The following is an 18,825-nucleotide window of genomic DNA, read 5'->3' as shown; positions in this document are numbered from 1 at the left end:
CCGCGATCAGACGGCGCGGACCAGCACGTGCCGTTTGCGACCGGCCGAGAGCTTCAGCGTCCCTTCCGAATCGAGATCGGCTTCGCCGACTGTCGCGGTGTCGCTCGCGATCGGCTTGTCGTTCAGCCGGCCGCCGCCGCCCTTGATGAGCTTGCGCGCCTCGTTCTTGCTGTCGGCAAGACCCGCTTCGACCATCAACTCGAACGCCGGGATGCCGGCCTGTAGCTTGGCGCGCGGCATTTCGACGGTTGGCAAGGTGTCGGCCTTGGCGCCTTCCTCGAAGGTCCGGCGCGCGGTCTCGGCCGCGCTCTCGGCGGCCTGTCGGCCGTGCGCGAGGATCGTCACCTCGGTGGCCAGGATCTTCTTGGCCTCGTTGATCTCCTGGCCCTGCAACGCCTCGAGACGCGCGACTTCGGACAGCGGCATGTCGGTGAACAGCTTCAGGAAGCGGCCGACGTCGGCGTCCTCGGTGTTGCGCCAGTACTGCCAGAAATCGTACGGCGACAGGCGATCGGGATTGAGCCACACGGCGCCCGCCGCGGTCTTGCCCATCTTGGCGCCCGAGGCGGTGGTGAGCAGCGGCGAGGTCAGCGCGAACAGTTCGGCGCCTTCCATGCGGCGGCCGAGATCGGCGCCCATGACGATATTGCCCCACTGGTCGGAGCCGCCCATCTGCGCGATGCAGTTGTAGCGCTTGTGGAGCTCCACGAAGTCGTAGGACTGCAGGATCATGTAGTTGAACTCGAGGAACGTGAGCGGCTGGTCGCGCTCGAGCCGCAGCTTCACCGAATCCATGGTGAGCATGCGGTTGACCGAGAAATGCCGGCCGACGTCGCGCAGCAGCGGGATGTAGAGGAGGTCGTCGAGCCACTCGGCATTGTTGGCCATGACCGCGTCGGTCGCGCCGCTGCCGAAGGTGAGGTAGTTGGCGAAGCTCTTCTTGATGCTCGCCATGTTCTCGTTGATCCGCTCCGGCGTGAGGAGCTGGCGGGTCTCGTCGCGGCCCGAGGGATCGCCGACCTTGGTCGTCCCGCCGCCCATCAGCGCGATCGGCTTGTGGCCGCTCTTCTGCCACCAGCGCAGCAGCATGATCTGGAGGAGGTGACCGACATGCAGCGAGTCGGCGGTGCAGTCGAAGCCGATATAGGCCGTACGGGCGCCGCTCGACAGCAACTCGTCGAGGCGTGCGGTGTCGCTGCACTGATGCACCATGCCGCGCTCGTGCACGATGCGCATGAAATCCGACTTGAAACCCGACATCTTCCGCTCGGTCCGTTGCTTGGCTGATTGTCCCTGAAGGCGCCGGGGGTGTAACACATTCCCCCCATGGCTTCATCTTTCCTGCGGGCCCTCGGCCTGATGAGCGGCACCTCGGTCGACGGTGTCGACGTGGCGCTGATCGAAACCGACGGCGAGCGAATCTCGTCGTTCGGTCCCAGCCTGACCGTTCCCTATCCCGACGAGGTCCGGCGCACGATCCGTGCGGCGTTTGGTGCCGAGCAGCCCTCGGAAGCGACGCAGGCCGCGGAGCTTGCCGTGACGGCCGCGCACGTGGCTGCCGTCCGGCGCTGGTCGAGCGAGCGGGGCGTAGATCTGGCGAGCCTCGATCTCGTGGGCTTCCACGGCCAGACCATCACGCACCGGCCGGAGAAGCGCTTCACCTGGCAGATCGGCGATGGCGCCGCGCTTGCGCGTGCCCTCGGTGTCCGTGTCGTCAACGACCTGCGCACCGCTGATGTGGCGGCAGGCGGGCAGGGCGCACCGCTGGTCCCGGTCTATCACGCATCCCTCGTACGCGACCTGCCGCGCCCGCTCGCCGTCGTGAACATCGGCGGCGTGGGCAACGTCACCTGGATCGGCGCCGACGATTCGCTGCTGGCCTTCGACACAGGTCCGGGCAACGGACCGATCGACGACTGGTGCGCGCGACGCGCCGGCCAGCGTTACGACAAGGACGGCGCGCTGGCGGCGGCGGGTACGGTCGATCGCGGCAGGGTGGAGCGCTTCAGCGAGCATCTCTTCTTCGCGAAGGCGCCGCCCAAGTCACTCGATCGCGGCGACTTCAACGATGCTTGGGCCGATGGGCTGAGCGTCGCCGATGGTGCGGCGACGCTGACGCGCGGCACGGCCCGCGCTATCGCTCTCGCAGCGAAGCATTTTCCTGTGCCGGTGTCGCAATGGGTGATCTGTGGCGGTGGTGCGCACAATCCCACGCTGCTGCGCGCCGTCTCCGAGGAGACGCGCGGCAAGGTCGTGCGGGCGGCGGATCTCGGCTGGGACGGCGATGCGCTGGAAGCGCAGGCCTTCGCATTCCTTGCGGTGCGTTCCCTGCGCGGCCTGCCGCTGACGTTTCCCGGAACGACCGGCGCGCCGCGTCCGATGACGGGCGGCCGGCTCAACGAGCCTTGATCAAGGGCCCTGATCAGGGCTCCTTGTTGCTCGTCGCGCGGCCCGGCGGATTGAGCAGGCTCTTGGCGACGTACTTGTCGACATCGACCGCGAGCTTGTCGAGCGAGTCGTGGAAGAAGTGGTTGGCGCCCTTGATGGTGCGCGACTCGACGGTGATGCCCTTCTGCAGCGACAGGCGCGCCACCAGCTTCTGGATGTCGGCTTGCGGCACGACCTCGTCCTTTTCCGCGCCGACGATCAGGCCCGAAGAGGGGCAGGGGGCGAGGAAGGCGAAGTCGTAGGAATTGGCCGGCGGCGCCACCGAGATGAAGCAGTCGATCTCGGGACGGCGCATCAGGAGTTGCATGCCGATCCAGGCGCCGAACGAGTAGCCGGCGATCCAGCACGACTTGGCGTCGGCGTTCATGCCCTGCAGCCAGTCGAGCGCCGCGGCCGCGTCGGACAGTTCGCCCATGCCGTTGTCGAAGCGGCCCTGGCTGCGGCCGACGCCGCGCGTGTTGAAGCGCAGCACCGAGAAGCCGCGATTCACGAAGACGTGGAACAGCGAGAAGACGACCTTGTGGTTCATCGTCCCGCCATATTGCGGGTGCGGATGCAGGATCAGCGCGATCGGCGCGCGTTCTTCCTTGCTCTGGTGATAGCGACCCTCGAGACGACCCTCGGGGCCGGTAAACATCACGTCAGGCATCGAGACTCCGGTTTGTCACCCTATTCGACCCCCGGTCGTAACCGATTTGGCAAAGGTTTTGGGGTGGATTCTTGATACTTGACCAACCTACTGGGATTAATTAAATCCGAGCAACGCAGTTGGTTTTATCCAGAACCCCTGTCTGGGGCGCTGGCATATCGTAGTAACGCCTTGGTTTACAAGAACTTTAGGCGTTTCCGTAGTGAAGACAGGCCGATTCCGGCCGTGAGGAGGATGCTGTGAAGCTCAGCACCAAGGGACGTTACGCCGTCATGGCGATGGTTGATCTGGCTCGCCACGCGCAAGCCAAGCCTGTTTCCCTGTCGGATATCGCCACCCGTCAGGAAATCTCCCTGTCATATCTCGAGCAGCTTTTCGCCCGTCTGCGGCGCGCCGGTCTCGTGAAGAGTGTCCGCGGTCCGGGCGGCGGCTATCGCCTCGCCAGGGGCTCGGCCGATACCCGGGTCTCGGAAATCATCCTGGCGGTCGACGAGCCGATCAGCGCCACGCGCTGCACCGAAATGGGCGCGACCGGCTGCCGGGCCGACCGCAGCAAGTGCCTGACCCACGACCTGTGGGAAGAGCTCGGAAACCAGATCCACCTGTTCCTGAGCTCGGTGACCTTGCTCGACGTGCTGGAGCGCAAGCTCGCGCCGCGCTTCCTCGAGGCGCCCGCGGCAGCGAATTCCGACTCGATGGCCGCTGCCAGCTAGGTCCGGATCGCCTCCATGTCCGCCACCGCCTACCTCGACCACAACGCCACCAGCCCGCTGCGGCCGGCGGCGTTCGATGTCATGGTCGAGGCGTTGTGGGCAGGCGGCAATCCTTCGTCAGTTCATTCGGCCGGCCGCAAGGCGCGGGCGTTCGTCGACAAGGCGCGTCGCGAGGTTGCCTCGCTCGCGGGGGCCAAGCCTACCGAGACGATCTTCACGTCGGGCGGCACCGAGGCCAACAACCTGGCTTTGTCGGGTGCCGGGCGTCGGCGGATTCTGGTGTCGGCTGTCGAGCATGACAGCGTGCGCCGCGTCGTGCCGCAAGCCGAAGTGCTTCCCGTCGACGGCAATGGCGTTCTCGACCTGGCGGCTCTCGAAGCCGCGCTCGCAGCGTCGGCTGAACCGGCTCTGGTATCGGTGATGCTGGCCAATAACGAGACCGGCGTGCTGCAGCCCGTCGCCGAGGTCGTGCGTCTGGCGAAGGCGGCGGGCGCGTTGGTTCACTGCGATGCCGTCCAGGGCGCCGGCAAGGTGCCGGTCGACTTCCATGGTTTCGGCGTCGACTATCTCAGCCTGTCCGCGCACAAGCTCGGCGGTCCGACAGGCGTCGGCGCCCTGTTGGTGCGCCACGGTGCGCCATTCTCGCCAGACCGGGCGGGAGGCGGACAGGAATCCAATCGTCGCGCGGGCACAGAGAACGTTGCCGGTATCGCGGGCTTCGGCGCCGCCGCTGTCGAAGCCTCCCGTGGGCTCGATGTGACGGGATTGCGCGACCAGCTCGAACTTTCTCTCGTCCAGATTTCTCCTGCCTCGACGATCTTCGGCGCGAGGGTGCCGCGGGTGGGCAATACGACATGCGTTTCGATGCTGGGCGTTCCTGCCGAAACTCAGGTGATGGCGCTCGATCTTGCTGGTGTCTGCATCAGCGCGGGGGCGGCCTGTTCGTCGGGTAAGGTACAGCGATCGCCGGTTCTCACGGCAATGGGCGCACCCGACGCAGAAGCGGCTTCGGCGATCAGGATAAGCCTGGGCTGGAATACGCAAGCAGTCGACATCGAACGCTTGATCACCGCATGGCAGAACCTATATATCCGAGTACGACAGTCGGATATTTCCCACACCGAGTCTAGGGCTAGGGCAGCGTAGGAGTTTCAAGGGGTTAGCATGACAGCCATTACCCAAATCCGGCGCAACGACCAGCCGATCTACCTGGATTATCAGGCCACCACGCCGATGGACCCGCGGGTTCTCGAGGCGATGATGCCCTATTTTACCCACAAGTTCGGCAATTCGGGCTCGCGCAGCCATGCTTATGGTTGGGAAGCCGAGGAAGGCACCGAGAAGGCGCGCGCCCAGGTCGCCAAGCTGATCGGCGCCGACGAGAAGGAAGTGATCTTCACCTCCGGCGCCACCGAGTCGAACAACCTCGCGATCCGCGGCGTGGCCGAGTTCTACAAGGACCGGAAGAACCACATCATCACGACGATGACCGAGCACAAGTGCGTGCTCGATACCTGCCGCCATCTCGAGCAGCAGGGCTTCGAAGTGACCTACCTGCCGGTGAAGCAGGACGGGCTGCTCGATCTCGAGGTGCTGCGCGCGGCGATCACCGACAAGACGGTGCTCGTCTCGGTGATGGCCGTGAACAACGAGATCGGCGTCATCCAGCCGCTGGCCGAGATCGGCAAGATCTGCCGTGAGAAGAAGGTCTTCTTCCACACCGACGCGGCCCAGGCCGCCGGCAAGATCCCGCTCGATGTCGAGGCGCTGAACGTCGACCTGATGAGCATCTCGGGTCACAAGATCTACGGGCCCAAGGGCATCGGCGCGCTGTACGTCCGCCGCAAGCCGCGCGTGCGCCTTGTGCCGATGATCGTCGGCGGCGGGCAGGAGCGTGGCTTCCGGTCCGGCACCCTGCCGACGCCGCTCTGCGTCGGCCTGGGCGAGGCCGCCGAGCTCTGCATGAAGGAGATGGATGCCGAGGCCAAGCGACTGAAGAAGCTGCAGGAGCGCATGCTGAGCGGGCTGCGCGCCAAGCTCACGGACATCGTCGTCAACGGCGACCTGGAGCAGCGCATCCCGGGCAACCTCAACATCAGCTTCGCGTATGTAGAAGGCGAGTCGCTGATGATGGGCATCAAGAACCTGGCGGTCTCGTCCGGCTCGGCCTGCACCTCGGCCTCGCTGGAGCCCAGCTACGTGCTGCGGGCCCTTGGCGTCGAGGAAGACATGGCCCATACGTCGCTGCGCATCGGCCTTGGCCGGTTCACGACGGAGCACGAGATCGACACGGCGGTCGACGAGCTGGTCCGCCACGTGACCAAGCTGCGCGAGATGAGCCCGCTCTGGGAAATGGCCCAGGAAGGCATCGATATTAAGTCCATCGAGTGGGCTGCCCACTAAGGGCGCCGCTTAAAAGTTTGAGGAGAGTGTCATGGCTTACAGTGAAAAGCTGATCGATCACTACGAGAACCCCCGCAACATCGGCTCGTTCGACAAGACTGCCGAGGATGTCGGTACCGGTCTGGTCGGCGCGCCGGCCTGCGGCGACGTGATGAAGCTGCAGATCAAGGTCGGCGCCGATGGCCTGATCGAGGACGCCAAGTTCAAGACCTTCGGCTGCGGCTCGGCGATTGCCTCCAGTTCGCTCGTCACCGAGTGGGTGAAGGGCAAGACGATCGACGAGGCCGAGACCATCAAGAACACCGACATTGCCAAGCACCTGGCGCTGCCGCCGGTAAAGATCCACTGCTCGGTCCTCGCCGAGGATGCGATCAAGGCGGCGATCGCCGACTATCGCGCCAAGGCGACCAAGAAGGCCGAGTAGCGCACTCCGGAGCCAGCGTATGACCACGACCACCGAGACCCCGAAGCCGACGGCGCCCTCAGCAGCGCCGGCCGCGCCGCGCCCGCGCCGTCCGCGTCCGCAGCTGATGACGGTGACGCCGCTTGCGGCCGAGCGGATCAAGACGATGATCGATGGCCGCGGCAAGCCGACGGCGGGCATCCGGATCGGCGTGCGCACCAAGGGCTGCTCGGGTCTCAGCTACACGCTGGAGTTCGCCGACAAGCAGGAGCCGATGGACGAGGTCATCCAGGCCGGCGAGGTCAAGCTGCTGGTCGACCCGAAGGCCTCGCTGTTCCTGATCGGCACCGAGATGGACTACGAGGAAGAGAAGCTGAAGTCGGGCTTCGTGTTCCGGAATCCGAACGAGAAGGGCCGCTGCGGCTGCGGCGAATCCTTCCACGTCTGAAGACCGATCATGGATCATTTCGCGCGGCTGGGACTGCCGGCGGCGCTCGATCTCGATGCCGCCGCGCTCGACCGGGCCTATTTCGCGCTCCAGCGCCAGTGGCACCCCGACCGCTTCGTCTCCAAGCCACCCGCCGAGCGGGCGAAAGCCTCGGCCGAGGCCGCATCTCTGAATGAAGCCTATCGCACCCTGAAGGATCCGCTGAACCGCGCCTTCTACATGGCGGAGCGGGCCGGGGTGGAGATGCCGGGTGACGGCAAGACGATCGACGATCCGGAACTGCTGATGGAAGCCATGGAGGCGCGCGAGGCGCTGCATGAGGCCACAACCCCGGAAGCGGTCGACGGTCTGGCTGCAGAAGCGCGCCGGGACGTGCAGAAAGCGCTGGCGGGGCTCGCTAGTTTGTTCTTGGCAAACGACAGGGCCGCCATCAGAAAGGCGCTCCTTCGCCTGCGTTACCTCGATAAATTCGCCGAGGAAGCGCGGGCACGACGTATGAATCTTGATCGGTCGAGCGCATGACCTTGCTGGAGATCCACGAGCCGGGCGAAACGCCCCTGCCGCATGCCGGCGAGGGCTCGCTGGCGGTCGGCATCGATCTCGGCACGACCAACTCCGTGGTCGCCATCGCACGCGACGGCAAGCCGGCGGCGCTGCACGACGAGACGGGCAAGGCGCTCGTGCCGTCGGTGGTGGCCTATCCGGTGGCGGGTGGCGTGGTGGTAGGCGACGATGCGCGCCCATTCGCGGCCAGCGAGCCGCGCAATGTCGTGGCCTCGATCAAGCGGCTGATGGGTCGGGGCGCCGCCGATCTTCATGCCGTGGCCGGCGTGCTGCCCTACGAAGTCGAGCCGGGCACCGGTCAGACCGACATGGTCAAGTTGCGGATCGGCGGCAAGGCGCGCTCGCCGGTCGAGATTTCCGCCGAGATTCTGAAGGCATTGCGCACCCGCGCCGAGGCGGCACTGGAGAAGCCGGTCGAACGCGCGGTCATCACCGTGCCGGCCTATTTCGACGATGCGGCCCGCACCGCGACCCGCGATGCCGCGCGCGTGGCGGGGCTCGAAGTGCTGCGGCTGGTGAATGAGCCTACGGCGGCTGCGCTGGCTTATGGTCTCGATAAGGGCTCCGAGGGGCTCTACGCGGTCTACGATCTGGGTGGCGGTACTTTCGACTTCTCGTTGCTGCGCCTGGAGAAGGGTGTGTTTCAGGTGCTGGCGACCGGTGGCGACACGGCGCTGGGCGGCGACGATTTCGATCGCGCCGTCGCCGAACGCATGCTGGCCGAACGCAAGCGCGACGGTCTTGGTGACCAAGTCGACGGGGCGGCCGTGAAGGCAGCCCTCGCGCTGGCCCGCCAGATGAAGGAACAGCTTTCCGACCGCGACCAGACTTCGGGTCGCTTGGAAATCGCGGGCGTTCCGTCCTTCCACGCGCTCACTGTTGCCGAGTTCGACGCCATGATCGGCGCCTACGTCGCGCGCACGCTAGACATCAGCCGCAACGTGCTGGCCGACGCCGACATGATCGCAGGAGATATCGAAGGCGTGGTGCTGGTAGGCGGCTCGACGCGCGTGCCGTTGGTGCGTGCCAAAGTCGCCGAGATGGTCGGCAAGCCGCCGCTCACGGACATCGATCCCGACGAGGTGGTGGCGCTGGGCGCCGCGCTGCAGGCGGAGGCGCTGACCGGCGGCGGAGACACGTTGCTGCTCGACGTGACGCCGCTGTCGCTCGGCCTCGAAACCATGGGCGGCATCGTCGAGAAGATCGTGCCGCGCAACACGCCGATCCCCGCGCAGCTCGCGCAGGACTTCACCACTTACCAGGACGGCCAGGACGCGATGGCGATCCATGTCGTCCAGGGCGAGCGCGAGATGGTCGCCGACTGCCGCAGCCTGGCGCGTTTCGAATTGCTGGGTATCCCGCCGATGACAGCTGGCGCCGCGCGCATTCGCGTGAGCTTCGCCGTCGACGCCGACGGGTTGCTGACGGTCTCGGCCGAGGAGCGCACGACCGGCGTGGCGCAGCGGGTCGAGGTGAAACCGTCCTACGGATTGAGCCATGAGGACATGGCCGACATGCTCTACGACAGCATGGACAATGCCGAGGCCGACATGAACCTGCGGCTGCTGACCGAAGCGCGGGTCGAGGCGCGTCGCGGCCTGCTCGCGCTGGACGCGGCGCTCGTCAAGGACGGCAAGCTGCTGTCGGACGAGGAGCGCGCGGCGATCGATGCGGCGCGCGCGCGGCTGGAAACGACAATGGCCGGCGAGAGCCGGGACGAGATCAATGCGGCAGCCGAAGCGCTCGAGGCGCTTTCCAAGCCCTTCGCGGAGCGGCGCATGGACCGCGGCATCCGCGAGGCGCTGTCGGGCATGTCGATGGGCGACCTGGAAAACCGGGTCGGCGAGTAGAAGAGCGAGAGCAAGCGATGCCGAAGATGACGTTCATTCTGAGGGACGGGACGCGCAAGGAAGTCGATGCCCCGATCGGCCTCTCTCTGCTCGAGATCGCGCATCACAATCATGTCGATATCGAAGGTGCCTGCGAAGGCTCGCTGGCCTGTTCGACCTGTCACGTCGTGGTCGAGGCCGTCTGGTTCGAGAAGCTCGCGCCGGCCAGCGACGACGAGGAAGACATGCTCGACCTTGCGTTCGGTCTCACACACACGTCGCGCCTGGGCTGCCAGATCCGCATGACGGAGGCGCTCGATGGGCTGGTCGTGAAACTGCCGGCGGCGACCCGCAACATGAGCGTCGACAAGTAGGAGAGGCCGATGGCCCGCAAGCTGCGCTGGACCGACGTTCAGGACATCGCGATCGAACTCGAGGAGCGCCATCCCGACGTCGACAACGTCAACCTGCGCTTCACCGACCTGCATCGCTGGGTGATGGAACTGCCGGATTTCGAGGACGACGCGGCACGCTCGAACGAGAAGATCCTCGAGGCCATCCAGGCGGCCTGGATCGACGAGCGCGACTAGCCCGGGCGCTTGCCAGACGCCGTAATTTGGCCGGAAATATGGGCAATATACGATCATCCGGGAGGGGTCCCATCATGATCGCGACGAGAGTGCGTCGTCTGCTGTTGCCGCTGGTGCTGGCAGCAGGGTTGAGTGCCTGCGCGTCGAATGCGGTACAGCCGGGCATTGTGAGTTCGACAGCGCCGGTCGCAAGCGGCCCTTACGCGGGATCGCCTGCGGGCGGTCCAACCCAGGTCGCCTACAGCGCGCCAGTCGGGCAAGGCCGTGTCGTTTCCATCCGCGAGGTTGGGCTGGCCGGACCGGGCAGTGGCGGTGGTAGCGGCATGGGCAACGGCACGCTGATGGGCGGCATCATCGGTGGCGGCGTGGGCGCGACGATCGGCGCGATCACCAGCCAGACCGTGGGCGGCGGTGTCGTGGGCCTTCTCCTGGGCGCAGTGGGCGGTGCGATCGCGGGCAATATCGCCGATGGCCAGCGCAGCGGCGGGCGCGGCATCGAGGTCACGGTCCAGCGCGACGACGGGCAAAGCGTGACGGTGGCGCAGCGCGACGACGGCGACGTCCAACTTGGTGACCGGGTGCAGATCGTCCAGGATGGCCGTGGCGTTGCACACGTCGTGCGAGAAACGTCGCGAAACCCGGACTGAACCCAGTAGTTTGAATTGATCTAAGCGTGCGAAAGGTTTTCCTTCAGATGTTTGGCAATTTGCGCGTCGGCCTTCTTGTCCCGGCATTTCTCGCGATCGGGCTCAGCGCCTGTAATAACCAGCCCGGATACCAGCCGGGCGTGGTCAACACGTCCTCGCAGGGCTCGAGCTACCGCGGCGAGAACGGCCGGGTGGTTTCCATCCGGGAAGTCCCGGTGCGCGGTGGTCGCGGCATGAACGACGGCACGCTGATCGGTGGCGGCATCGGTGCCGTCGGCGGCGCAGTCGCGGGCGGGGCCATCACGAACTCTGCGGGTGGCGCGGTGGTTGGCGGTCTTTTAGGGGCCGTCGCAGGCGGTATCGCCGGCACGGCGATCGACCAGCAAACCCCTCGTCGTGGCATCGAAGTGACCGTCCAGCGCGACGACGGCCAGCGCGTGACCGTGGCGCAGGCTGACGACGGTGACGTCCAGATGGGCGACCGGGTTTCCATCGTTTACGACCGCAACGGCGTCGCCAAGGTCGTCCGCGATAACGGCTACCGCCGCGACTAGCCGGCTGGCGAGACCGGGAGGCGCGGCTTATATAGGCCCCGCCATGAGCTTCAATTCCCTCGGCATCGACAAGGCGCCCGGCGACACCCGCGTGGTGGTCGCCATGTCGGGCGGCGTCGATTCGTCGGTGACGGCAGCGCTCCTGAAGGAGCAGGGCTACGACGTCGTGGGCGTCACCCTGCAGCTCTACGATCACGGGGTCGCCATCGGAAAGTCTGGCGCTTGCTGCGCCGGCCAGGACATCCAGGACGCGCGGAATGTCGCCGAGCGCCTGTCGATCCCGCACTACGTCCTCGACTATGAGAGCCGCTTCCGCACCGAGGTGATGGACTCGTTCGCCGATGCCTATGCGCGCGGCGAGACGCCGGTGCCGTGCATTGCCTGCAATCGCACGGTGAAGTTCCGGGACCTGCTGAAGACCGCGCGGGAGCTTGGTGCCGAGGCGCTGGCAACCGGGCACTATGTCCGCCGCGTGATGGGCGAGGCGGGGCCCGAGCTTCATCGCGGCACCGATCCGGCGCGCGACCAGAGCTACTTCCTGTTCGGCACTACGCGTGACCAGCTCGACTTCCTGCGCTTCCCCCTGGGCGACCTGCCCAAGAGCGAGACGCGCGCGCTGGCGGGGCGCTTCGATCTAGCCGTCGCCGACAAGCCCGACAGCCAGGACATCTGCTTCGTGCCCAACGGCAACTACGCGTCGGTCGTCCAAAAGCTCCGGCCGGAAGCCGTTGAGCCCGGCGAGATCGTCGACATGGCTGGCAACGTGGTCGGCCGCCACGAGGGCATCGTGCGCTACACCGTCGGGCAGCGGCGCGGTCTGGCGCTGGGCGAGCGCGACGGCACCGCAAACGACCCTCTCTATGTCGTACGGCTTGAGCCCGAGACGCGCCGCGTCGTGGTCGGCCCCCGGGCCGCGCTCGGCCGCGATGAGATCAAGCTCTACGACGTGAACTGGCTCGATGCTCCCACCGAGGGACCTCTGCCGGTTCAGGTCCGCGTGCGATCGAGCCAGGCGCTGCGCCCGGCGGAAATCGAGCTGACGGGTGAGGGCGCGGTGGTGCGCTTCTTCGAGCCCGAGATCGGCGTGTCACCCGGGCAGGCCTGCGTGGTCTACGACGCTGCGACGGGCAGCCGCGTCCTGGGCGGCGGCTTCATTCGGCGCTATGTCTAAACTGTAATAGGGGCGTCACCAGTTGCCGGGATAAGGCCGGCATGAAAAGCGACACCCCCCAGCGACCCTTCTCGCGCCGTGACTCGCTTGCGGCCCTTCTCCTGGCCTTCTCGACGCCCCTGTCCGTGCGGGCCGACACCTATCCGACCAAGCCGGTGCGGCTGGTCATTCCCTATCCGCCGGGCGGCGGCACCGACATCACCGGGCGCGCGATGGCGCAGCGTCTAACCGAATCTCTCGGCCAGTCGGTGGTGATCGAGAACAAGCCCGGCGCCACCGGCATGATCGGCGCGGCGGGAGTCGCGAAAGCGCCGGCCGATGGCTACACGGTCCTGTTCGGCGCGGCGAGCGAGATGGCGATCAACGCCAGCTTGTTCAAGAACATGACCTACGACCCGCGCACCGACTTCGAGCCGGTGATGCTGGTCGCGACCTTCCCGCTGGTGTTCGTGGCGCCGGCATCCTCGACGCAGTCGCTGAAGGACCTTATCGAGGTCGCGAAGGCCAAGCCCGATGCGGTGAGCTACGGCTCGATCGGCAGCGGCAGCCCGCAGCATCTCGCGGCCGAACTGCTGTCGAGCATGGCGAAGGCCAAGTTCGTGCACATCCCCTACAAGGGCTCGGGCCCGTTGGTGCAGGACGCCGTCGGCGGCCACATCAACATGGCGGTGAGCAGCGTGCCGCCGGCCGTGCCGCTGGTGCGATCGGGCAAGCTGCGCGCACTCGCCGTGACGTCCGCGCAGAGATCGGAAGCCTTGCCCGACGTGCCGACGATGGCCGAGCTGGGCTTCGCCGGCTACGAGTTCAACACATGGGTCGGCGTCGCCGTGCCGAAGGGTACGCCGAAGGAGATCGTGGAGCGGCTGCGCGAGGGCCTCGTTGGCGCGCTTGCAGCCGCCGACGTTCAGGCGGCGCTGCGCGACCAGGGCGCGGTGCCGGTCGGTTCCACCGCCGATCAGTTCCGCCAGTTCGTGCGCGACGAGGTGGCCAAGAGCGATCGCATCGTTTCGCAGGCAGGCATCCAGCCGGAATGACGATTCCCTGAGGGCGGGCATGGTCTATCATGGCCTCATGAACGGTTCCCGGCCCCAAAGGGCGATCCTGATCGTGTGCGATGGCCTCGGCGCCGAATGGATCAGCGAGGCCCGCACGCCGACCCTAGCGCGCCTGCTGGCCCGTCATCGCCGCGCCAACGACCATCGCGCCGTGTTCCCCTCGGTCACGCGTGTCTCTGCGGCCTCGATCGCGACGGGCTGCTTTCCCGGCCGCCACGGCCTCGAAGGCAACCAGATGGCGCTGGTCGAGGATGGAAAGGTCGTCGTCCACAATGTCGGCGCGCCGTCCTTCCGGCAGACCATGCGCCGCGTGACCGGCCGAACCTTGCGGGTCCCGACGATGGCCGAGCGGCTGGCGTCGTCGGGCGGGCAGGTCGCCTATTCGAATGTCTCGCCGGGCGCGGCCTATTTCCTCGACCCCGATCATTTCGGGACGGTCCTTCATCGCGCCGGGTCCTTCGGCGCTGGCGGCGCGCCGTTGACGGGCGCCGCCCATCTCGACGTGAGCCACGATCTCGACGGCGACATCGAGATGACCCGGCGCTTCTGCGAAGAGGTCGTCCCGTCGGCGGATTTCAGGCTGGCCATCCTGTGGCTCGCCAATCCCGATCTCACCCTGCATCACGATCCGCTGGGTTCGCCCGAGCATATCCGTGCCCTGGAAGTCACGGATGGACTGGTGGCGCAGGTCATCGAGACCATCGAGGCCCACGAGGACCGGTTCGACACGCTGCTCGTGGTCGGCTCGGACCATGGCCACGAAACCATCGGTCGCTCCGTCCATATCGGCAAATGGTTGTCCGCCAACGGCCTCGAGGCCGAGGTCAGGGAGGGCCATGTCGGCGTCGCTTCGCAGGGCACCTCGGCGCTGATCTATGCGACGGGGGCGGCGAGAGCAGCCGTGGAAGGCCTGCTGCCGAAGATGGATCAGGAGCCGTGGGCAGGCTCGATCCTGACAGGCGAGGCGCTCGCAGCGACCGGTTTGACGGCGGATGCGCTGGTCGCGGCCGTCGACACGACGCGCCACGATGAGCGCAATGACTACGGCGTGCCGGGCACGCGCTGGCTGGTCGAGGACGGGGAGGGGCCGCCGGATATCGGCTGCGGCCATCACGGCGGGCTTGGCCCGGGCGAGACCCGGCCATTCCTGACTTTCATCCATCCGAACTTCGGGCAGGGCGAGGCCGGACGTGCGACGAGCCTGGTCGACATCGCGCCGACAATCCTGGGCTTCCTGGGCAAGCCTGTGGACGGCATGGATGGTGCGCCGATAACGACCTGAGCGAGGCCGCCACTTTTCTTGACAGATTACGGCCCTGCCGCATAAAAGCGCCCACCCATGGCTGGGTAGCTCAGCTGGTTAGAGCACGGCACTCATAATGCCGGGGTCGGCGGTTCAAGTCCGCCCCCAGCTACCAATTTTGGCCCCCGGTTCGCGCCTCAGAAGGGCGTGACCGGGGGCTTTCATTTGCGCAGTGACTGCGCCAATTTGTGACCATGGCCAACGGACAGACCCAGCAGACCGACGTCATCATCATAGGGGCGGGGCCGGTGGGCCTGTTCTCAGTGTTCGAGTGCGGCATGGTCCGCCTCAACTGCCACGTCGTCGACGTGCTCGACGATGCCGGCGGCCAGTGCACGGCGCTCTATCCGGAAAAACCGATCTACGACATACCGGGCTTTCCGCGCATCGAAGCGGCCGAACTCATCGTCCGGCTGAAGGCGCAGGCGGCCTCGTTCCGGCCGGTCTATCACCTGGGCGAGCAGGTCCAGTCGCTGGAGCCGCTGACCGGCGGCTTCTGGCGCGTGACGACCTCCAAGGGAACCGTGCTGCAGGCCAAGGCGGTGATCATCGCCGCCGGCGTCGGCGCCTTCGGTCCCAACCGTCCGCCGCTGCCCGGCATCGAGGCCTATGAAGGCAAGAGCGTCTTCTACTACGTGACCCAGCGCGAGATTTTCCGCGGCAAGCGGATCGTGATCGCAGGCGGCGGCGACACGGCCGTCGATTGGGCGCTGTCGCTGGCGGAGATCGCGGGGCGGGTGTCGGTCATCCATCGCCGCGACCGGTTTCGCGCTGCGCCCGACAGCGAAGCACGGCTCAAGGCGCTGGCGAGGGAGGGCAAGATCGACCTCGTGGTGCCCTACCAGCTCCACGGCCTCGAGGGCGCCAACGGCCAGCTCACGGCCGTGACGGTCGCGACGCTGGAAGGCGAGACGAAGCGCATCGAAGCGGACGTCTTGCTGCCGTTCTTCGGCCTCTCGATGTCGCTCGGGCCGATCGCCGACTGGGGCCTGGCGCTGGAGCGCAACCAGATCGAGGTCGATCCCGCGACCGCCGCCACGAACAAGGCCGGCATCTTCGGCGTGGGCGACGTCGTCACCTATCCGGGCAAGCTGAAGCTGATCCTGACCGGGTTCGCCGAGGCCGCGATCGCGGCGCGTTCGGCCTATGCGCTGATCAAGCCCGGCACGCCGCTGCATTTCGAATATTCGACGACCTCGGGTGTGCCGGACGCCTGAGCTTTTCCGTGGACGTCTTCTGTCACGACAGCGAACTCGGCTACGAGCGCAGCAGGACGAGGTTCGTGCGCGGCGAGAGACTCCTGCTGGATGAGGCCTATCGCCTCGCGCATCTGCCCCTGGTCGCGCCTGAGCATCCCGATGTCATCCCGTCCCGTCCTGGAAAGGGCTACCAGATGGGGCGACACGAACGCACGTTCTCGGCGGTCCTGCCGGTTCCTCCTGACGCGCTGGAGAAATCCGCCGCCTATCGTGAGCTGGAAGGCGAACTGAAGCAGGCGCCATTCGCCCACAAGATTGCTTGGGACCTTCTGCCGAAGCGCCGGGAGAAGCTCCACGCGACGATCTGCGGATCGCTGTCCCGCGACACGCCCTATGTCTTCCCGGATCGCGACAGGCTCGCCCTGAAGGGGCTGGGGCGACTGAAAGTCGAGGTGCGGGGCCTGTTCTCCGGCAACGTCAATGTCGGCCGCCTCTACCTGCGCGTCTATCCGGAGTGTCGCGACGGGATCAATCTGTTGCGCCGCATCCAGCGAACCCTCGGCAGGCCGGAGACGGACCTCTATCTCGTCGGTCTCTACAATCTCACGGACCATCTCGACGTCGCCGAAGCCGACGCGCTGCGCGACATCATCGAGCGATGGTGGGAACGACCGATCCTGACGCTTGACGTCGACGCGCTCTGGCATCTCGGATCGTCCGACGATCTTGTCCTGGACGCTGCCGTCGAGGAAGTCACTCCCCTCGAGTAATCGCGCGCGGTCCTATGCGGCTGCGGAGAGCTTGCGCAGCGCGGCCAGCCGGCGCGCGTAAGGGGGATCGTTCTCCGGCACCAGGGCCGGCGGCACGATGCTTTCGGCAAAGTGGCAGGCCACGACCTGTCCCTCGGATCCCACCGGACGCAGCAGGGGCTCCTCCATCCGGCAGCGATCCTGGGCGTGGGCGCAACGGGTGTGGAAACGGCAGCCCTTGGGCGGATTGAGCGGGCTCGGCACGTCGCCGGCGAGGCGAATGCGCGCGCGTTGCGCCGTGGGATCGGGCACCGGCACGGCCGACAGCAGGGCTTGCGTGTAGGGATGGCGTGGCCGCTCGAACAGACTGCGCTTGGGTGCCAGCTCGACGATCTTGCCGAGATACATGACGGCGACGCGGTCGGAGATGTGGCGCACGACGGCAAGATCGTGGGCGATGAAGATGTAGGACAGGCCGAGCTTGCGTTTCAGGTCCTGCAGCAGGTTGATGACTTGCGCCTGGATCGACACGTCGAGTGCCGACACCGGCTCGTCGCAGACGATCAGCTTGGGCTGCGAGGCAAGTGCCCGGGCGATGCCGATGCGCTGGCGTTGGCCGCCTGAGAATTCATGCGGGTAACGCAGCGCGTGCCAGGCCGAGAGGCCGACTTCGCTCAAAAGCTCGTCGATGCGCTTGCGCAGCGCCGCGCCCGACGCAAGCCCATGCAGCTTGAGCGGCTCGGCCAGCGTCTCGCCCACGGTGAGGCGCGGGTTCAGTGAGGCATAGGGGTCCTGGAAGATGATCTGCATGTCGCGGCGCAATTCGCGTAGCGCGCCACGGCCGAGCGTGCGCACGTCGCGGCCGGCGAAGCGGATGGTGCCTTGCGTGGCCTCGATGAGACGCAGGACCAGCCGGCCTGTCGTCGACTTGCCGCAGCCCGATTCGCCGACCAGCGCCAGCGTCTCGCCGGGCGCCACATCGAAGGTGAGACCATCGACGGCGCGCACGGTGCCGACCGCGCTCTGGAAGACGATGCCGCGCTTCACCGGGAAATGCTTGGTGAGGCCGGTGACGGAAAGCAGGGGCTCGGTAGTCATTCGGCGGCCTCGGCCAGGACGAGGTCGAGCGGCGCCTTCCAGCAGGCGGCGCGATGGCCAGGCGCGATCTCGCGCAGGGTCGGCTGCTCCTCTTTGCACCGCGCGTCGGCGAGGGCGCAGCGCGGGCTGAAGCGGCAGCCGGGCGGCAGTGCGTAGGGGTTTGGTACCACGCCTTCGATCGCGGTGAGACGCTCGTCGCCGTCGCTGCCCAGCCGTGGGATCGAGCCCAGGAGGCCGAGCGTATAGGGATGCTGAGGATCAGAGAACAGCAGGCCGACCGGCGCTTCCTCGACGATGCGGCCGGCATACATGACGATCACGCGATGGGCGAGTTCGGCCACCACGCCGAGATCGTGCGTGATTAGCATGATCGCAGCGCCCGTGCGCTCGCGCAGGTCGCGCAGCAGGTCGAGGATCTGCGCCTGGATGGTGACGTCGAGCGCCGTCGTGGGTTCGTCGGCGATCAGCAGCTTGGGGTCGCAGGCCAGCGCCATGGCGATCATCACGCGCTGGCGCATGCCGCCGGAAAGCTGGTGCGGATATTCGTCGAGTCGCGTCTCGGGCGAGGGGATCTTCACCAGCCGTAGCATCTCCAGCGCGCGGGCGCGGGCCTCCGCCGTCGAGAGCGTGCGATGGAGCTGGACCGCCTCGACGATCTGCTCGCCCACGGTCTGCACCGGGTTGAGGCTGGTCATCGGCTCCTGGAAGATCATCGCGATGTCGTCACCGCGCACGGCGCGCATCTCGCTTTCCGGCAGCTCGAGGAGATTGCGGCCCTCAAGCCTGATCTCGCCCGCCGTGATCTTGCCCGGCGGGTTGGGCACCAGTCGCATAATCGAGAGCGACGTCACCGACTTGCCGCAGCCCGACTCGCCCACGATCCCCAGCGTCTCGCCCGGCGCGAGCGAGAAGCTGATGCCGTCGACGGCCGCGAACGTGCTGCCGCCGGTACGGAACTCCGTCCGCAGGCCTTTTACGTCGAGGAGGGGAGTCGTCATCGGA

General features: G+C 66.8%; 21 protein-coding genes and 1 tRNA gene. 18 read left to right on the top strand and 4 right to left on the bottom strand.

Translation table 11 applies throughout. The features are described from left to right. Positions 1-6 precede the first annotated feature (6 nt). A complete protein-coding gene (gene tyrS, locus AC1RP5_RS13180) occupies positions 7-1,260 on the bottom strand; it encodes a tyrosine--tRNA ligase (protein ID WP_493111159.1) in 1,254 nt (417 codons plus the stop codon). Between the two features lie 66 nt (positions 1,261-1,326). Between tyrS and AC1RP5_RS13175 the strand changes: the two genes are divergently transcribed. Further along, positions 1,327-2,409, top strand: a complete 1,083-nt coding sequence (locus AC1RP5_RS13175; protein ID WP_493111158.1) for an anhydro-N-acetylmuramic acid kinase — start codon at positions 1,327-1,329, stop codon at positions 2,407-2,409. 13 nt (positions 2,410-2,422) lie between these two features. Here AC1RP5_RS13175 and AC1RP5_RS13170 read toward each other — a convergent pair whose 3' ends face one another. Continuing rightward, entirely contained in the window at positions 2,423-3,097 is a 675-nt protein-coding gene (locus AC1RP5_RS13170) for an alpha/beta hydrolase (RefSeq protein ID WP_493111156.1), read from the bottom strand. Positions 3,098-3,336: 239 nt separating this feature from the next. On the opposite strand from AC1RP5_RS13170, the gene AC1RP5_RS13165 reads away from it, so the two are divergent. The 17 genes from AC1RP5_RS13165 to AC1RP5_RS13085 all read left to right on the top strand — a co-directional run bounded on the left by AC1RP5_RS13165 (position 3,337) and on the right by AC1RP5_RS13085 (position 16,746). Then, a complete protein-coding gene (locus tag AC1RP5_RS13165) occupies positions 3,337-3,810 on the top strand; it encodes an Rrf2 family transcriptional regulator (protein WP_493111154.1) in 474 nt (157 codons plus the stop codon). 15 nt (positions 3,811-3,825) lie between these two features. Next, entirely contained in the window at positions 3,826-4,956 is a 1,131-nt protein-coding gene (locus AC1RP5_RS13160) for a cysteine desulfurase family protein (RefSeq protein WP_493111152.1), read from the top strand. An 18-nt stretch (positions 4,957-4,974) separates the two neighbouring features. Next, on the top strand, positions 4,975-6,213 hold the full coding sequence (locus tag AC1RP5_RS13155; protein WP_493111150.1) for an IscS subfamily cysteine desulfurase: 1,239 nt from the start codon (positions 4,975-4,977) through the stop codon (positions 6,211-6,213). Between the two features lie 31 nt (positions 6,214-6,244). Beyond that, positions 6,245-6,637, top strand: coding sequence for a Fe-S cluster assembly scaffold IscU (gene iscU / locus AC1RP5_RS13150; RefSeq protein WP_493111148.1), 393 nt, complete (start codon positions 6,245-6,247; stop codon positions 6,635-6,637). A gap of 19 nt (positions 6,638-6,656) precedes the next feature. Continuing rightward, the gene (locus AC1RP5_RS13145; RefSeq protein ID WP_493111146.1) at positions 6,657-7,064 is read left to right on the top strand and encodes a HesB/IscA family protein; all 408 of its coding nucleotides are present in this window, start codon (positions 6,657-6,659) and stop codon (positions 7,062-7,064) included. 9 nt (positions 7,065-7,073) lie between these two features. Further along, positions 7,074-7,586, top strand: coding sequence for a Fe-S protein assembly co-chaperone HscB (gene hscB, locus AC1RP5_RS13140; protein ID WP_493111144.1), 513 nt, complete (start codon positions 7,074-7,076; stop codon positions 7,584-7,586). Next, positions 7,583-9,478: a Fe-S protein assembly chaperone HscA gene (gene hscA, locus AC1RP5_RS13135; protein WP_493111143.1), complete on the top strand. Its 1,896-nt coding sequence runs from the start codon at positions 7,583-7,585 to the stop codon at positions 9,476-9,478. The genes hscB and hscA overlap by 4 nt, the downstream gene beginning before the upstream one ends. 26 nt (positions 9,479-9,504) lie before the next feature. Then, on the top strand, positions 9,505-9,831 hold the full coding sequence (locus tag AC1RP5_RS13130) for a ferredoxin family 2Fe-2S iron-sulfur cluster binding protein (protein WP_493111141.1): 327 nt from the start codon (positions 9,505-9,507) through the stop codon (positions 9,829-9,831). A gap of 9 nt (positions 9,832-9,840) precedes the next feature. Then, complete coding sequence (iscX, locus tag AC1RP5_RS13125; RefSeq protein ID WP_428683047.1) at positions 9,841-10,047, top strand: Fe-S cluster assembly protein IscX; 207 nt, start codon at positions 9,841-9,843, stop codon at positions 10,045-10,047. 74 nt (positions 10,048-10,121) lie between these two features. After that, positions 10,122-10,694, top strand: coding sequence for a hypothetical protein (locus AC1RP5_RS13120; RefSeq protein ID WP_493111140.1), 573 nt, complete (start codon positions 10,122-10,124; stop codon positions 10,692-10,694). Positions 10,695-10,834: 140 nt separating this feature from the next. Further along, positions 10,835-11,248 (top strand): hypothetical protein, encoded by a 414-nt coding sequence (locus AC1RP5_RS13115; RefSeq protein ID WP_493111139.1) that lies wholly within the window; start codon positions 10,835-10,837, stop codon positions 11,246-11,248. Between the two features lie 43 nt (positions 11,249-11,291). Further along, positions 11,292-12,419, top strand: coding sequence for a tRNA 2-thiouridine(34) synthase MnmA (gene mnmA / locus AC1RP5_RS13110; protein WP_493111138.1), 1,128 nt, complete (start codon positions 11,292-11,294; stop codon positions 12,417-12,419). A 41-nt stretch (positions 12,420-12,460) separates the two neighbouring features. Then, entirely contained in the window at positions 12,461-13,453 is a 993-nt protein-coding gene (locus AC1RP5_RS13105; RefSeq protein ID WP_493111136.1) for a Bug family tripartite tricarboxylate transporter substrate binding protein, read from the top strand. A gap of 19 nt (positions 13,454-13,472) precedes the next feature. Further along, the gene (locus AC1RP5_RS13100; RefSeq protein ID WP_493111134.1) at positions 13,473-14,756 is read left to right on the top strand and encodes an alkaline phosphatase family protein; all 1,284 of its coding nucleotides are present in this window, start codon (positions 13,473-13,475) and stop codon (positions 14,754-14,756) included. Between the two features lie 59 nt (positions 14,757-14,815). Beyond that, a tRNA-Met gene (locus AC1RP5_RS13095) sits at positions 14,816-14,892 on the top strand. Between the two features lie 79 nt (positions 14,893-14,971). Next, on the top strand, positions 14,972-15,994 hold the full coding sequence (locus tag AC1RP5_RS13090; RefSeq protein WP_493111133.1) for an NAD(P)/FAD-dependent oxidoreductase: 1,023 nt from the start codon (positions 14,972-14,974) through the stop codon (positions 15,992-15,994). Positions 15,995-16,002: 8 nt separating this feature from the next. Continuing rightward, positions 16,003-16,746 (top strand): hypothetical protein, encoded by a 744-nt coding sequence (locus AC1RP5_RS13085; RefSeq protein ID WP_493111131.1) that lies wholly within the window; start codon positions 16,003-16,005, stop codon positions 16,744-16,746. 12 nt (positions 16,747-16,758) lie between these two features. Here AC1RP5_RS13085 and AC1RP5_RS13080 read toward each other — a convergent pair whose 3' ends face one another. Both AC1RP5_RS13080 and AC1RP5_RS13075 read right to left on the bottom strand, forming a co-directional pair. Beyond that, a complete protein-coding gene (locus tag AC1RP5_RS13080) occupies positions 16,759-17,823 on the bottom strand; it encodes an ABC transporter ATP-binding protein (protein WP_493111129.1) in 1,065 nt (354 codons plus the stop codon). Next, positions 17,820-18,821: an ABC transporter ATP-binding protein gene (locus AC1RP5_RS13075; protein WP_493111128.1), complete on the bottom strand. Its 1,002-nt coding sequence runs from the start codon at positions 18,819-18,821 to the stop codon at positions 17,820-17,822. Before AC1RP5_RS13075 ends, AC1RP5_RS13080 begins: the two co-directional genes overlap by 4 nt. Between the last annotated feature and the right edge of the window lie 4 nt (positions 18,822-18,825).

This window comes from Reyranella sp. GW821-FHT12G01 (assembly GCF_058806575.1).
This window is presented reverse-complemented; position numbering and strand designations above follow the sequence as displayed.

What these genes read in the sequence shown, in the direction of transcription:
- tyrS (WP_493111159.1), bottom strand. Translation starts at nt 1,260, where the DNA reads ATGTCGGGTTTCAAGTCGGATTTCATGCGCATCGTGCACGAGCGCGGC.
- AC1RP5_RS13175 (WP_493111158.1), top strand. Translation starts at nt 1,327, where the DNA reads ATGGCTTCATCTTTCCTGCGGGCCCTCGGCCTGATGAGCGGCACCTCG.
- AC1RP5_RS13170 (WP_493111156.1), bottom strand. Translation starts at nt 3,097, where the DNA reads ATGCCTGACGTGATGTTTACCGGCCCCGAGGGTCGTCTCGAGGGTCGC.
- AC1RP5_RS13160 (WP_493111152.1), top strand. Translation starts at nt 3,826, where the DNA reads ATGTCCGCCACCGCCTACCTCGACCACAACGCCACCAGCCCGCTGCGG.
- AC1RP5_RS13155 (WP_493111150.1), top strand. Translation starts at nt 4,975, where the DNA reads ATGACAGCCATTACCCAAATCCGGCGCAACGACCAGCCGATCTACCTG.
- iscU (WP_493111148.1), top strand. Translation starts at nt 6,245, where the DNA reads ATGGCTTACAGTGAAAAGCTGATCGATCACTACGAGAACCCCCGCAAC.
- AC1RP5_RS13145 (WP_493111146.1), top strand. Translation starts at nt 6,657, where the DNA reads ATGACCACGACCACCGAGACCCCGAAGCCGACGGCGCCCTCAGCAGCG.
- hscB (WP_493111144.1), top strand. Translation starts at nt 7,074, where the DNA reads ATGGATCATTTCGCGCGGCTGGGACTGCCGGCGGCGCTCGATCTCGAT.
- hscA (WP_493111143.1), top strand. Translation starts at nt 7,583, where the DNA reads ATGACCTTGCTGGAGATCCACGAGCCGGGCGAAACGCCCCTGCCGCAT.
- AC1RP5_RS13130 (WP_493111141.1), top strand. Translation starts at nt 9,505, where the DNA reads ATGACGTTCATTCTGAGGGACGGGACGCGCAAGGAAGTCGATGCCCCG.
- iscX (WP_428683047.1), top strand. Translation starts at nt 9,841, where the DNA reads ATGGCCCGCAAGCTGCGCTGGACCGACGTTCAGGACATCGCGATCGAA.
- AC1RP5_RS13120 (WP_493111140.1), top strand. Translation starts at nt 10,122, where the DNA reads ATGATCGCGACGAGAGTGCGTCGTCTGCTGTTGCCGCTGGTGCTGGCA.
- mnmA (WP_493111138.1), top strand. Translation starts at nt 11,292, where the DNA reads ATGAGCTTCAATTCCCTCGGCATCGACAAGGCGCCCGGCGACACCCGC.
- AC1RP5_RS13105 (WP_493111136.1), top strand. Translation starts at nt 12,461, where the DNA reads ATGAAAAGCGACACCCCCCAGCGACCCTTCTCGCGCCGTGACTCGCTT.
- AC1RP5_RS13100 (WP_493111134.1), top strand. Translation starts at nt 13,473, where the DNA reads ATGGTCTATCATGGCCTCATGAACGGTTCCCGGCCCCAAAGGGCGATC.
- AC1RP5_RS13090 (WP_493111133.1), top strand. Translation starts at nt 14,972, where the DNA reads ATGGCCAACGGACAGACCCAGCAGACCGACGTCATCATCATAGGGGCG.
- AC1RP5_RS13080 (WP_493111129.1), bottom strand. Translation starts at nt 17,823, where the DNA reads ATGACTACCGAGCCCCTGCTTTCCGTCACCGGCCTCACCAAGCATTTC.
- AC1RP5_RS13075 (WP_493111128.1), bottom strand. Translation starts at nt 18,821, where the DNA reads ATGACGACTCCCCTCCTCGACGTAAAAGGCCTGCGGACGGAGTTCCGT.